Annotated in this window: 14 protein-coding genes and 3 tRNA genes; 7 read left to right on the top strand and 10 right to left on the bottom strand. The window is 71.2% G+C overall.

Annotated elements, in window-relative coordinates:
* Nucleotides 1-2 precede the first annotated feature (2 nt).
* Genes ACTMMA_RS00970 through ACTMMA_RS00960 form a run of 3 tightly spaced genes read left to right on the top strand, consistent with a single transcriptional unit; the run spans nucleotide 3 to nucleotide 1,988 of the window.
* A complete protein-coding gene (locus ACTMMA_RS00970; RefSeq protein WP_441188224.1) occupies nucleotides 3-761 on the top strand; it encodes a CPBP family intramembrane glutamic endopeptidase in 759 nt (252 codons plus the stop codon).
* Nucleotides 762-765: 4 nt separating this feature from the next.
* Nucleotides 766-1,809 (top strand): NAD(P)H-binding protein, encoded by a 1,044-nt coding sequence (locus tag ACTMMA_RS00965; protein ID WP_441188223.1) that lies wholly within the window; start codon nucleotides 766-768, stop codon nucleotides 1,807-1,809.
* A gap of 35 nt (nucleotides 1,810-1,844) precedes the next feature.
* Nucleotides 1,845-1,988, top strand: coding sequence for a hypothetical protein (locus tag ACTMMA_RS00960; RefSeq protein ID WP_441188222.1), 144 nt, complete (start codon nucleotides 1,845-1,847; stop codon nucleotides 1,986-1,988).
* Between the two features lie 150 nt (nucleotides 1,989-2,138).
* Here ACTMMA_RS00960 and ACTMMA_RS00955 read toward each other — a convergent pair.
* The 3 genes from ACTMMA_RS00955 to ACTMMA_RS00945 all read right to left on the bottom strand — a co-directional run bounded on the left by ACTMMA_RS00955 (nucleotide 2,139) and on the right by ACTMMA_RS00945 (nucleotide 3,612).
* Nucleotides 2,139-2,214, bottom strand: a tRNA-His gene (locus ACTMMA_RS00955).
* Between the two features lie 91 nt (nucleotides 2,215-2,305).
* On the bottom strand, nucleotides 2,306-3,412 hold the full coding sequence (locus ACTMMA_RS00950; protein ID WP_441188221.1) for a YihY/virulence factor BrkB family protein: 1,107 nt from the start codon (nucleotides 3,410-3,412) through the stop codon (nucleotides 2,306-2,308).
* Nucleotides 3,413-3,536: 124 nt separating this feature from the next.
* Nucleotides 3,537-3,612: transfer RNA gene (locus tag ACTMMA_RS00945), tRNA-Lys, on the bottom strand.
* A 102-nt stretch (nucleotides 3,613-3,714) separates the two neighbouring features.
* On the opposite strand from ACTMMA_RS00945, the gene tdh reads away from it, so the two are divergent.
* From tdh to ACTMMA_RS00930, 3 genes are read left to right on the top strand one after another with little or no spacing between them, the layout of a single operon-like run.
* Complete coding sequence (tdh, locus tag ACTMMA_RS00940; RefSeq protein ID WP_441188220.1) at nucleotides 3,715-4,767, top strand: L-threonine 3-dehydrogenase; 1,053 nt, start codon at nucleotides 3,715-3,717, stop codon at nucleotides 4,765-4,767.
* A 10-nt stretch (nucleotides 4,768-4,777) separates the two neighbouring features.
* Nucleotides 4,778-5,968: a glycine C-acetyltransferase gene (locus ACTMMA_RS00935; RefSeq protein ID WP_441188219.1), complete on the top strand. Its 1,191-nt coding sequence runs from the start codon at nucleotides 4,778-4,780 to the stop codon at nucleotides 5,966-5,968.
* Nucleotides 5,965-6,483, top strand: coding sequence for a hypothetical protein (locus ACTMMA_RS00930; RefSeq protein ID WP_441188218.1), 519 nt, complete (start codon nucleotides 5,965-5,967; stop codon nucleotides 6,481-6,483). Before ACTMMA_RS00935 ends, ACTMMA_RS00930 begins: the two co-directional genes overlap by 4 nt.
* Nucleotides 6,484-6,542: 59 nt before the next feature.
* Here ACTMMA_RS00930 and ACTMMA_RS00925 read toward each other — a convergent pair whose 3' ends face one another.
* Genes ACTMMA_RS00925 through ACTMMA_RS00915 form a run of 3 tightly spaced genes read right to left on the bottom strand, consistent with a single transcriptional unit; the run spans nucleotide 6,543 to nucleotide 8,712 of the window.
* Complete coding sequence (locus ACTMMA_RS00925; RefSeq protein ID WP_441188217.1) at nucleotides 6,543-7,427, bottom strand: alpha/beta fold hydrolase; 885 nt, start codon at nucleotides 7,425-7,427, stop codon at nucleotides 6,543-6,545.
* Nucleotides 7,428-7,440: 13 nt separating this feature from the next.
* Nucleotides 7,441-8,424, bottom strand: coding sequence for a magnesium/cobalt transporter CorA (gene corA / locus ACTMMA_RS00920; protein WP_441188216.1), 984 nt, complete (start codon nucleotides 8,422-8,424; stop codon nucleotides 7,441-7,443).
* Between the two features lie 9 nt (nucleotides 8,425-8,433).
* Complete coding sequence (locus ACTMMA_RS00915) at nucleotides 8,434-8,712, bottom strand: DUF3618 domain-containing protein (protein WP_441188215.1); 279 nt, start codon at nucleotides 8,710-8,712, stop codon at nucleotides 8,434-8,436.
* A gap of 93 nt (nucleotides 8,713-8,805) precedes the next feature.
* Between ACTMMA_RS00915 and bcp the strand changes: the two genes are divergently transcribed.
* Nucleotides 8,806-9,276, top strand: a complete 471-nt coding sequence (gene bcp / locus ACTMMA_RS00910; RefSeq protein ID WP_441188214.1) for a thioredoxin-dependent thiol peroxidase — start codon at nucleotides 8,806-8,808, stop codon at nucleotides 9,274-9,276.
* Nucleotides 9,277-9,515: 239 nt separating this feature from the next.
* Here the strand turns inward: bcp and ACTMMA_RS00905 are convergent.
* The 4 genes from ACTMMA_RS00905 to thrC form a co-directional block, all read right to left on the bottom strand.
* Nucleotides 9,516-9,600: transfer RNA gene (locus ACTMMA_RS00905), tRNA-Leu, on the bottom strand.
* A gap of 103 nt (nucleotides 9,601-9,703) precedes the next feature.
* A complete protein-coding gene (locus ACTMMA_RS00900) occupies nucleotides 9,704-10,549 on the bottom strand; it encodes a PhzF family phenazine biosynthesis protein (protein WP_441188213.1) in 846 nt (281 codons plus the stop codon).
* A 73-nt stretch (nucleotides 10,550-10,622) separates the two neighbouring features.
* Nucleotides 10,623-11,561, bottom strand: coding sequence for a homoserine kinase (locus ACTMMA_RS00895; RefSeq protein ID WP_441188212.1), 939 nt, complete (start codon nucleotides 11,559-11,561; stop codon nucleotides 10,623-10,625).
* Nucleotides 11,561-12,655 (bottom strand): threonine synthase, encoded by a 1,095-nt coding sequence (gene thrC, locus ACTMMA_RS00890; protein ID WP_441188211.1) that lies wholly within the window; start codon nucleotides 12,653-12,655, stop codon nucleotides 11,561-11,563. The genes ACTMMA_RS00895 and thrC overlap by 1 nt, the downstream gene beginning before the upstream one ends.
* Nucleotides 12,656-12,710 lie beyond the last annotated feature (55 nt).

Raw genomic sequence — 12,710 nt, 5'->3', positions numbered from 1 at the left:
GCGTGATCAACCCCGTGTCGGAGTTGCGCGACTTCCTGCGCGCCTCGCTCCTGACCCCCGTCGAGCGCGACCACCGGGAGTCGCCGGCGCAGCTGCGTCGGCGCCGCGTCGTCTCCGCCGTCACGCTGGTCGTCGGCTCCATCCTGCTGTGGTGGTCGCTGCACCTCCGCCCGGGCGACGACCTGTTCTACGTCGGGACGCTGGCGCTGGCCGCCACCTGGACCGTCGGCGCGCTGCTCTCCGGCCGGATCTACCTGGGGCAGGGCCACACCCGGCGGTCGGTCCGCGGGCTGGTGCCGTTGGACCGGCCGGAGGAGGGCTACACCCTTCCGGTGGTGCAGTCGCTCGCCCTCGGCCTGCTCCTGCTCGTCATCTTCCTGGCCGGGGCGGTGGCCGTCAGCCAGGTGCCCGCACTGGCCGGACCGGTGGACGGTCTGCTCGACCACGCCCGCGTCGGCTCCCTGCCGGTCGTCCTGTCCATCACGATGATCAACGGGATCGCCGAGGAGCTGTTCTTCCGCGGCGCCCTGTATGCCGCCACCCCCCGCCGCTGGAACGTCCCGTTCGTCACCGCGGCCTACGCGCTGACAACCGTGGGGTCCGGCGTGCCCCTGCTCGTCTTCGCCGCGGTCGTCCTCGGCGTCGTGACCGGCCTCCAGCGCCGCATCACCGGCGGCGTCCTCGGCCCGGCTATCACGCACATCACCTGGTCGAGCGGCATGCTCCTCCTGCTCCCCCCGATCCTGGACCTGCTGAGGTGACCCGATGACCCGAGACACTGCATACCCCGAGGGCGGCGAGACCCGCCGGGCGCTGGTGACCGGCGCCTCCGGCTATATCGGCGGGCTGCTCGTGCCGCGCCTGCTGGCCGAGGGGTATGCCGTGCGCGTGCTCACGCGCTCGGCCGACCGTCTCGCGGACGAGGACTGGGCCGAGCGCGTCGAGGTCGTCGAGGGGGACGCCGCGGAGCGGGACGACCTGGACAGGGCCCTGGCCGACGTGGACGTGACCTACTGGCTCATCCACTCCATGGACGGCGAGGGCGACTTCGAGGAGCGGGACCGCCGCCTGGCGCAGGACCTCACCGCGGCGTGCCAGGCGGCGGGGGTGGGGCGGATCGTCTACCTGTCCGGGCTGCACCCCGACGGCGAGGAGCTCTCCACCCACCTCGCCTCTCGCGTGGAGGTCGGTGACATCCTCCTCGCCTCAGGCGTCCCCACCGCCGTCCTGCAGGCCGCGACCGTGATCGGGCACGGGTCGGCGAGCTTCGAGATGCTGCGCTACCTGACGACGCGGCTGCCCGTGATGGTGGCTCCGCGCTGGCTCGCCAACCGGATCCAGCCGATCGCCATCGACGACGTGCTGCACTACCTCGTGCGGGCGGCCGACCTACCGCCCGAGGTCAGCCGTACCTTCGACGTCGGCGGCCCGGACGTGCTGACCTACGCCGAGATGATGCAGCAGTTCGCCGCCGAGACCGGGCAGCGCCGGCGCCTCATCGCGCTGCTGCCGGTGCTCACGCCCGAGCTGGCCAGCGGGTGGGTCGGCCTCGTCACGCCGGTCGACGCGGGTGTGGCCCGGCCGCTGGTGGGCTCGTTGATCCACGAGGTGGTCTGCAAGGAGGACGACCTTGACGAGCTGGTGGGTGCCCCCGTGGGTGGGCGCACGCCATACCGCGTCGCCGTCCGCAGGGCGATGGCTGGCCTGCCGAACGACCCCAAGCACGCCACGACGGTCGCCGGCGCGCTGGCGGGGGCTGCTGCGGTGACGGGGATCGCGCTCGCCGCCAGGCGACGCCGAGACGGCTGAGGGCCCTTCCCGCGGCTGCTCGCGGGCAAGGCGCCATGAGGAGCCGCTGGCACGACTGTGCCGACCACGAGTCCACCAGCGGCCGGCAGTGTCTCGTCTGCGGCGCCCTGCGCTCCTGGCGCTCCACCTGCCAGGAGGATCTGACCCGCCACGATCTCGACCCCTGCCCCGCCGCCTGATGACCGGCCTGCACGTGACCGAGAATCTACATTCTCGGACGCCCACCGCCCCGCTCTCCGACATGGAGGGCGGGGCGGCTTCTTCTGTGGCCTCGATGTGCACACGGCGTGCACATGAGAGCCGACCCCGGTCAAAGACCGAGGTCGGTGTGGGGTGAGTGACGGGACTTGAACCCGCGACCACCTGGACCACAACCAGGTGCTCTACCTGCTGAGCTACACCCACCATGACTGCCCGGGACGACGCGCGGCCGTCCGAGACAACAGCGACCATCATACAGCGTGGTCGGGAGTGCTCAGGACATCAGCGGCAGGGCTCACCCGTCGCCGGACTCGCGCATCCGCCGGCGGGCGGTCATCCGCAACTTGCGCGCCTCGCGCACGCGAGCCGCGCTCTTCTCCGCCTTCTTCTCGGTGCCGGAGGCGTCCCGCGGGGGCAGCTGGATCGACTCCTCGGCCGGCAGCCCGGCGGCCAGCTCGCGGGCCCGCTCCAACTCGGCGTCCAGCTCGGCGCCCAGGACCAGGACGTTGTTGATGATGAAGATCATCAACAGCAGGATGATCACACCACCGATGGCGCCGTAGGTGGCGTTGTAGCTGTCCTCGCCGCCGAAGCCGGTCAGGTAGAGGGCGAAGCCGCCCACCGCCAGGATCGAGACGATGACGGCGAGCGCCGCGCCGGGGCTGAGCCAGCGGAAGGAGGGCTGCTTGACGTTGGGGGTGCCCCAGTAGAGCAGGGCCACGATCACGATGAGGATGAGGACGATGACCGGCCACTTGGCGATGTTCCAGATCTGGTTGGCGGTTTGGTCCAGGCCGACGATGCCGAAGATGGCCTCGGACAGGGTGCCGGAGAGCGCCACCGAGAGCACGATGGTGATCAGCAGCACGAGCATGACGACGGTCAGCCCGAGCAGCCAGGGCCTCAGCTTCCAGACCGGGCGGCCCTCCTCGACCTCATAGACGCTGTTCATCATCCGGCTGAAGGCGTTGACGTAGTTGGACGCCGACCAGAGGGCACCGAGCAGACCGACGACGAGCAGGATGCCGGCGCCGCCGGACTCCCCCATGCTCTCGATGTAGCCGTTGACGGTCTCGATCGTGTCCTGCTCCAGTCCCAGGTCGGAGCCGAGGTCGCTGACGACCTCACGGGTGGCCCCGCCCTGGCCGAAGAAGCTCAGCGAGGTGGACAGCGCCAGCAGCATCGGCGCCAGCGACATGATCGCGAAGTAGGTCAGCGCCGCCGCGAGGTCCGGCCCGCCGTCGTCGGTGAACTCGGCGATGGTCCGCTTGGCCACCGCCTTCCAGTCCACCTTGGTCAGGTCGGTCGGGCTGTCGGGGGCCTGGGTCTCGGCCTCGCGGAACTCCGGGGTGCTCTCGGCACGCTCGGCGGTCTTGCGGGCCTGTCGATGCTGCTCAGTCACGCCCTACAGTCAAACATCCTTTGACCCCGGACGCCCTCCGGGACGGCCGTCGCCACCCCCTGGCCGCACCGTCGGCACAGACGAAGAGAGCAGGTCCGCGATGTGCGGACCTGCTCTCTTCAGGTGGTGCGCCCACAGGGACTCGAACCCCGAACCCGCTGGTTAAGAGCCAGCTGCTCTGCCAATTGAGCTATAGGCGCGACAGCGGACAACTCTAACACCGGCGCGAGGCGCGACCCAAATCCGGCGCAGCACCCGAGCCGGCCATGCCCCATACCCGCCGATGAGCAAGACTGGACCTCATGCGTGCACTGGTGAAACCGAAGGCCGGGCCCGGCCTCGAGCTCATGGACGTCCCCGAGCCCGATCCCGGGCGCGGAGAGGTCAAGATCAGGGTCCTGCGCGCCGGGCTGTGCGGCACCGACCTGCACATCGAGGGCTGGGACGACTGGGCCGCCTCGATGCTCAAGCCGCCGCTGGTGGTCGGTCACGAGTTCTACGGCGAGGTCGTCGAGCTGGGCGAGGGGGTACCGACCGGCGGGCGCTACGGCCTCGAGGTCGGGCAGCGGGTCTCGGTGGAGGGTCACGTCGTGTGCGGGCACTGCCGCAACTGCCGCGCCGGCCGTCGCCACATGTGCGTCAACACCTCCAACCTCGGCGTCAACCGCGACGGCTGCTTCGCCGACTACGTGGTCGTCCCGGCCTCCAACGTCTGGGCCCAGCCCGACCTCATCGATCCCGACCTCGGTGCCGTCTTCGACCCGCTGGGCAATGCCGTCCACACGGCGCTGTCCTTCCCGCTCGAGGGCGAGGACGTGCTCATCACCGGCGCGGGCCCGATCGGGATCATGGCCGCCGCGGTCGTGCGGCACGCCGGGGCCCGCTACGTCGTGGTGACCGACGTCTCCGCGCCCCGACTCGAGCTGGCCCGGGCCGCCGGCGCCGACCTGGTGGTCGACGTCTCCCGCGACCGGATCATCGACGCCCAGGAGCAGCTCGGCATGACCGAGGGCTTCGACATCGCCCTGGAGATGTCCGGCAACCCGCACGCGGTGCGTGAGCTGATCGAGAACATGACCCACGGCGGCCGCGTCGCGATGCTCGGCCTGCCCTCGGCGCCCTTCGACATCGACTGGGGCAAGGTCATCACGCACATGATCACGCTCAAGGGCATCTACGGCCGGGAGATGTACGAGACCTGGTACAAGATGACCGCGATGCTGCAGACCTCCGAGGTCCTGCGCGACCGCATCCGTTCGGTCATCACCCACCGCTTCCCTGCCGAGCAGTGGCAGGACGCCTTCGACGCCGCCCGCTCCGGCGAGGTCGGCAAGGTCATCATGGACTGGAGCTGAGGAGATTCAGATGTATGGAGTGAAGGAGCAGCTCCGCGCGGAGCTCGACCAGATCGAGGCCGACGGCCTCACCAAGCACGAGCGGCTGATCACCACGCCGCAGAGCTCGCACATCGCCACCACGGCCGGGGAGGCGCTCAACTTCTGCGCCAACAACTACCTGGGCCTGGCCAACCACCCAGACGTCGTCGTCGCCGCCCGCGAGGCGCTGGACGAGTGGGGCTTCGGGATGGCCTCGGTGCGCTTCATCTGCGGCACCCAGACCCAGCACCGCGACCTGGAGAAGGCCATCGCCGACTTCGTCGGGACGGAGGACTCGATCCTCTTCCCGTCCTGCTTCGACGCCAACGGCGCGATCTTCGAGGTGCTGCTGACCGCCGAGGACGCCGTCATCTCCGACGAGCTCAACCACGCCTCGATCATCGACGGCGTGCGGCTGTCCAAGGCCCAGCGCTTCCGCTACAAGAACCGCGACCTGGCCGACCTGCGCGCCCAGCTCGAGGCGACCAAGGAGGCCGGCGCCCGCCGCGTCCTGATCGTCACCGACGGCGCTTTCTCGATGGACGGCTATCTCGCGCCCCTGGAGGAGATCTGCGACCTGGCCGAGGAGTTCGGCGCGATGGTCATGGTCGACGACTCCCACGCCACCGGCTTCATCGGGCAGGGCGGCCGCGGCTCCCACGAGGCCTGCGGGGTGATGGACCGGGTCGACGTGATGACCGGCACGCTCGGCAAGGCGCTCGGCGGCGGATCCGGAGGGTATGTGGCAGCTCACCAGGAGGTCGTCGACCTCCTCAAGCAGCGCGCCCGGCCCTATCTCTTCTCCAACGCCGTGGCCCCGTCGGTGGTGGCCGGGTCGATGAAGGCCCTGGAGATCGCCCGCGACTCCGACGAGCCGCGCCGGGTGCTGCGCCGCAACGCCGAACTCTTCCGTGAGCTCATGACCGAGGCCGGCTTCGAGCTGCTCCCCGGAGAGCACCCGATCGTCCCGGTGATGTTCCCCGGCGAGGACGGTGCCCGCAAGGCCAGCCAGATCGCCGACGCGATGCTCGGCAAGGGCGTCTACGTCATCGCCTTCTCCTACCCCGTCGTGCCCAAGGGCAAGGCCCGGATCCGGGTCCAGCTCTCGGCCGCGCACTCCGAGGACGACGTGCGGGCCTGCGTGGACGCGTTCGTGGCGGCCCGGGACGAGGTCGGGTGACCCAGCCGCGCAACCCTCGCACGGCGCGCGAGCCCTCCGGGATGACCGAGCCGCAGGCCCTGGCCCTGCTGCGGCAGAACGTCGGCGTCCGGTGGCTCTCGTCGCTGCTGACCTGCCTGCTGGTCGGCGGCGCCATGGTGCCCTTGCGTGCCCTGGTCTTCGACGACCCGTGGGGGGAGGCCCTGTTCTACGGCGCCGCGTTCGGCCTGGTCATGTTCGTGCTCCAGCTCGTCCTCGAGTGGCGCCGTGCCCGTCGGATGCCGGAGGGCGCCGCGGACTGGAAGAGCATGGAGAAGGCCACCGTCGTCTCCCGGGTCGGCCGGGACGTCACGGTCCGCGGCCGACGCCACACCGTCGTGGTCCCGGTCCACAGCGGCTGGTCGATCAACGAGGGCGATGCGCTGTGGGTCGGGCCCTCGGTGAAGGAGGGGCAGCCCCTCGTGCTGGTGCGCGCCGTCGGCGGCCCGCTCGGGTCGTCGGTGCACGCGTCGGCCGGGCCGGCCGAGCGCGTCTAGTCAGGCCCGGCCGGCCGCCCCCTCGCGGGGCGTCCGGTCAGGGCGCCGAAGCGACCGGGTCAAGCGCCGCAGCCGCCCGAGCCGCAGGCGCAGCCGCCCGCACCGGGGCCGCCGCAGCCACCGCCGCCGACGTCCATCGCGGCGACCGCTGCCAGTTCCTCGGCACTGCGCGGCGTGGCGCCGAGCCGCTCCCCGAGCAGCGCGAAGACGTCGACCAGCCGGCGGACGTGCCAGTTGTGCTCCTCCTGCCGGTGCTCGGTCACCTGCGCACCGGTGAGGTGGTCCGAGAGCCAGACGGCGTGACCGGCCGGGCTCACCGCGGAGTCGGTCCCCCACCAGATGTCCACGGGCCCGGCGACGGCGGCGAGGTCGAGGTCCCAGGGCTCCTGCACCTGCACCATGTCGGTCACGATCCCGGCCGCGCCGCCCTCAGGCCCGAGGTGGACCTCCAGCTGCTCACGCATGAACACCGGGTTTTGCAGCGCCAGGGCGTGGATGGCCCGCTGTTGCTCCTCCATCCCCACGACCCACTCGCGCTCCCCCATGCCGGGGCTGCCCGGCTCGTCGGCCCGCGGCGCGATCGGCCACACCAGGGCGATCGCCCCCACCCGCCCGGGATGGGCCAGGGCGAAGGCCAGCGCCGACGCCGTCCCGCTCGAGCCGGCCAGCACACCCACGGGCCCCTCGATCCCGGCGGCGTCCAGGACCTGCTCGAGATCGGCCGCCAGAGCGCGGACGGAACGGTCCTCGACCGGGGGCGTGTCCCCATACCCCGGCCTGTCGTAGGTGACCACGCGCAGACCCAGCGCGTGCAGGGCGTCGCGGGAGGGGGTGCCGCTGAAGCGGGAGCCGGGGGTGCCGTGCAGGGCGATGACGGGGAAACCGTCCGGGTCGCCCTGCACGCGATAGGCCAGGCCGGTCGAGGTCAGGGGTGCGGTGCTCACGCCCCCGATCGTCTCAGAGCCAGCCCGAGCGCTTGAACGCGCGGTAGAGGATGAAGACCGTCACGACCATCAGGGCCAGCGCCAGGGGATAGCCCAGGAGCCAGTGGAGCTCGGGCATGTGGTCGAAGTTCATGCCGTAGACGCCGGCGATGAGGGTGGGCACGGCGATCATCGCGGCCCAGGCCGAGATCTGGCGCATGTCGGCGTTCTGCTGGACCCCGATCTGCGACACGTGGGCCGACAGCACGTCGGTGAGGAGAGCGTCGTAGGACTCGATGTTCTGCAGCACCTGACCAAGGTGGTCGGCGACGTCGCGGAAGTGCAGGCGGAGCTCGCGGGAGGGGACGGGGCCGTCCTTGGCCGTCAGCGCCGTCAGGGGCTGGCGCAGCGGCATGGCCGCACGGCGGAACTCGAGGACCTCGCGCTTGAGGCGGTAGATCGTCGTGGAGTGGGTGCGATTGCCGCCGCCGAAGACGTCCCGCTCGATGCGGCGCAGGTCCTCGTCCACCTCGGCGTCGATCTGGGTGTAGGTGTCCACGACCTTGTCGAGCAGCCCGTGCAGGACCGACAGGGGCCCCTCGTCGAGCAGACCCTGCTCGTGGCGCTCCAGCCGCTGGCGCACCTCGTCGAGCGGGGCGGCGTCGCCGTGCCGGATCGTCACCACGAAGTGCGGGCCGATGACGGCCATCACCTCACCGGTCTCGATGTCCGAGGTCGCCTCGACGTAGCGCAGCGTCTTGACGACGGCGAAGATCGTGTGGCCGTAGGTCTCGACCTTGGCCTGCTGGTCTCCGTGCAGGACGTCCTCCACCGCGAGCGGGTGCAGGTCGAGCTCGGCGCGGACCAGCTCGAACTCCTCGGCCGTGGGATCCTTCAGGCCGACCCAGAGGAAGTCGGTGTCCGGGGCGCCGTCGGTGCGCAGGGCGGCCAGCTCGTCGCTGAGGTCGCCGCACTCGTGGCGTTCCCCGGCCCGGTAGACCGCCCGGTCGACGATCACCTCGGCGGGTCAGCCCTTGTTGAAGGTGCGGCGCAGCAGGCCCAGGACCAGCGCGGTCCCGGCCACCCCGCCCAGCGCCTTGGCCACGCGGTCGAAACGGACGTCGCCCTCGGGGGTGAAGGCCGCGTCGTTGGCCTTGCCCTTGAGCGTCGCGACGGCGTTGGCCTTGATGGTGTCGGGGCTGACGCGGTAGGCGAGCTCGTCGACGGAGCGCGCCAGCCGGCTGCGGGTCGCGGCCAGGTCGGCCTCGATCTCCTTGGGAGAGCGGGCGGGCTGCTTGCTTGCCATGTCTGGTGACGTCCTAGGGTTGTCGGGATTATTGGGGTGCTGCTGCGACGATAACGCACCGGACCCGTTCCCGACTTCCTGGAGGTACTCCTCATGTCCCGTCTCGAGCCTGGTCAGAGCGCCCCCGCCTGGACGCTGCCCGACGCGGAGGGCCGCGAGGTCAGCCTCTCGGACTTCGCCGGCCGCAAGCTGGTCATCTACGTCTACCCGGCCGCGATGACCCCCGGGTGCACGACCCAGGCCTGCGACTTCCGCGACAACGAGGCCGTCTTCGCCAAGCACGGGTATGCGGTCGTCGGCGTCTCCCCCGACTCCCCGGCCAAGCTGGCGAAGTTCGTGGAGAAGGAGTCGCTGACCTTCCCGCTGCTGTCGGACGAGAGCAAGGAGATGCTGGAGGCCTACGGCGCCTACGGCGAGAAGAAGAACTACGGCAAGACCGTCGTGGGCGTCATCCGCTCCACCTTCGTCGTCGACGAGGAGGGCACGATCGAGCTGGCGAAGTACAACGTGAAGGCCACCGGTCACGTCGCGATGCTGGCCAGGCAGCTCGGCATCGAGCTCTGACCTAAGGCTCTTCGACGCCACCCCACCCACGGGGACGCCCCACGCGCGAGACGCCCACGCGCGAGACGCCCCACCCCGGGGACGCCCCCGCGACACCCCACCCCGGCGACTTCATGCGGGCTAGGCCACTTGACGCCGGTTATAACCGGCACACAGGTTCAGAACCCGCATGAAGTCGTCTTGGCCCCTGGGCCAGCCGGACCTGGTCACCGAGCCGGATTCGTCAGCCGGATTCGTCGTGGTGCGCTCGGCGGGAGTCGAACCCGCACACCCGAAGGCACAGGAACCTAAATCCTGCGTGTCTGCCAGTTCCACCACGAGCGCGTGCGGGTCAGCCTAGTCTCGGCCGCTTGCCCGGCAGAATCGGGCTTCTTCCCCTGAAGCCCACGGCCCGCCGCGTCAATCCCCGCCGAGACCCGGCCCGGCGTCAGCCGATCCGCACCGTCCCGGCCACCGTGGTCACCACGTCACCGCCGACCCAGACCTGCGCGTCGCGCGACTCGACGTGCACCCGGCCGTCGCGATGGCGTCGCGCGCCCTGGCCCGCCACATACCGTGCCGGGAGCCTGCCCTCCCCGATCAACCACTGGGCGATCCCGGCGTTGAGGCTGCCGGTGACGGGGTCCTCCTCGAACGCCGTGCCGTCGCCGTAGAACGCGCGGACCTCCACGTCCTTGCCCGTCTGCTCGGGCTGCAGCCAACGTCCGACGAGGCCGACCTTGAGGTGGGCGCTGAGGTGAAGGCGGGGTTCGACCGCGAGGACCTCCTGGGCGGTGGCGAGCTCGATCCCGACCCAGCCCGGGCCGTTGTCGACCCACGCCATCCCCAGCACCTGGTCGTCCTCCAGCCCCAGCGCCTCGAGGATCTGCGCCGCGTAGCCAGGCTCGACCGGACCTGAGCGCAGCAGCGGCGGTGCGGCGAACGAGAGCCGCTCCCCGCGTCGGACCGTCACCAGGCCGACGCCGCACTCCTGCACGATCTTGTCGGTATGCAGTGGCTCACCTCCCGCATCCAGCCACGCGTGGGCGCTGCCGAGGGTCGGATGACCGGCGAACGGCAGCTCGCCGCCGGTGGTGAAGATGCGCACCCGGTAGTCCGCGGCAGGGTCGGTCGGGCGGAGCAGGAAGGTGGTCTCCGACAGGTTCGTCCAGCGGGCGAAGGCAGCGAGGTCGTCGTCGGTCAGGTCGTCCGCGTCGTGGACCACCGCCAGGGGGTTGCCGAGCAGGCCGTGGGAGGAGAAGACGTCGACCTGGCTGAAGCGCAGCGTTGCCATGGGGTGATCAAAGCAGAGGGTGTGCCCGTCGAGGCAGAGCGTGTGGCCGGTCAGGGGCGGAGCGTGTCGCCGGTCAGGGGAGAACGCGGAGGCCGACGGCGGGGACGCCCGGGGTGAGGACCTTCCACTCCTTGCCCCAGGTCCGGGCCTCGGCCACGACGACGTCGAGCAGGTCGGTGGTCGTCAGGCAGAGCACGGTGGGGCCGGCCCCGGAGACCACGGCGGCATGCCCCAGGGCCCGGAGACGGTCGACGGCGCCCATCGTCACGGGATAGGCCTCACGGCGCTGCTCCTGGTGCAGCCAGTCCTCGGTGGCGTCGAGCAGCATCGTCGGGTCCTCGGTGAGCGCGTGCACGAGCAGCGCCGCACGGCCGGCCTGGCGCACCGCGTCGGGTCGCGGGATCTGGGGGCCGAGGAGGGCGCGGGCGATCGCGGTGTCCAGCCGCACCCCCTGGGGGACGAGCACCACCGGCTCGATCTCGGGGTGCAGCGCGGGTCGTGCCGTGCGCACCACCTGGGGGCTCGGCATCCACGAGACGGTCAGCCCGCCGAAGACCGAGGCCGAGGAGTTGTCCGGGTGTCCCTCGGCGATCCCGGCGTGGGTGTTGACCAGGCGGAGGTCGGCCTCCGTCAGGTCTCCCCCGCGCGCGAGCGCGAAGCCCAGCCCCAGACCACCTACGATCGCCGCCGCCGAGGACCCCAGGCCGGCCGACATCGGGATGGTGTTGGCGCAGGTCACCCGCAGCCCATAGCCGTCCAGCCAGCCGACACCGGCGGCCTCCAGCGCCTCGCGCTGGTGGTGCACGACCAGGTGGGTCTCGTCGGCAGGCAGCGTCGTGGCCCCCTCCCCCTGGAGCACGACCTCGAGGCGACCGGACTCGGCAAGGACCTCTGCCGCATACCGGTCCTCGATCTCCAGGGCCAGACCGACCGCGTCGAAGCCGGGCCCGAGGTTGGCGGTGCTGGCCGGGACCGCGACCGTGACGGACCGGCCGACGGGCAGGCGCTCCATCACTCCAGCCCGAGGGCGTCGGCGGCGCTCACGACGTCGACGGTGATCTGGACCGGCTCGACCTCGGAGCCGTCGGCGTTCTTGAGCGCCCACTGCGGGTCCTTCAGGCCGTGGCCGGTGACCGTGCAGACGACGGTCGCGTCGGCCGGCACGAGGCCCGCCGTGTGCGCCTTGAGCAGCCCGGCGACCGAGGCGGCCGACGCGGGCTCGACGAAGATGCCCTCCCGGGAGGACAGCAGCCGGTGCGCCGCCAGGATCTCCTCGTCGGTGACGGCGTCGATCAGCCCGCCGGACTCGTCGCGTGCCGCGACCGCCTGGTCCCACGAGGCGGGGTTGCCGATGCGGATCGCGGTGGCGATGGTGTCGGGCTCGGTCAAGGGGTGCCCGAGGACGAGCGGAGCGGAGCCCGCGGCCTGGAAGCCGTACATCTTCGGACGCTTCGTCGCGACGGCGAGGCCGCCGGCACCGGGCGCGTCGGCGGAGGCGTACTCGGAGTAGCCCTTCCAGTAGGCCGTGATGTTGCCGGCGTTGCCGACCGGCAGGCAGTGGATGTCGGGGGCGTCGCCGAGCGCGTCGACGATCTCGAAGGCGGCGGTCTTCTGCCCCTCGATGCGTGCGGGATTGACCGAGTTGACCAGCTCGACCGGGTAGGACTCGGCGAGCTTGCGGGCCAGCGTGAGGCAGTCGTCGAAGTTGCCGTCGACCTGGATCAGCGTGGCGCCGTGCGCGATGGCCTGGCTCAACTTGCCCATGGCGATCTTGCCGGCGGGCACCAGCACGCCGCAGGTCATACCGGCCTTGGTCGCGTAGGCCGCGGCGCTGGCGGAGGTGTTGCCGGTCGAGGCGCAGATGACGGCCTTGGCGCCCTTGCGCGCGGCGTCGCTCATCGCGGTCGTCATGCCGCGGTCCTTGAAGGACCCGGTGGGGTTGAGCCCCTCGTACTTCACGTGCACCTGCGCGCCGGTCAGCTCCGAGAGGTGCTCGGCGGGGATGAGCGGCGTGCCGCCCTCGCGGAGGGTGACGATCTGCTCCGACAGGGTCGCGGGCAGGCGGTCGGCATACTCGGCGATCACGCCGCGCCACTGGTGCGCCATGGTGTCTCTTCTCACGGGGGCGGGTGGGTCTGGGACAAGGGTATGGCGTCTCTCA

The organism is Ornithinimicrobium panacihumi (assembly GCF_052073805.1).
Classification (GTDB): Bacteria; Actinomycetota; Actinomycetes; order Actinomycetales; family Dermatophilaceae; genus Ornithinicoccus; species Ornithinicoccus panacihumi.
The sequence above is the reverse complement of the archived record's forward strand: the minus strand, read 5'-3'. Positions and strand labels throughout refer to the sequence as shown.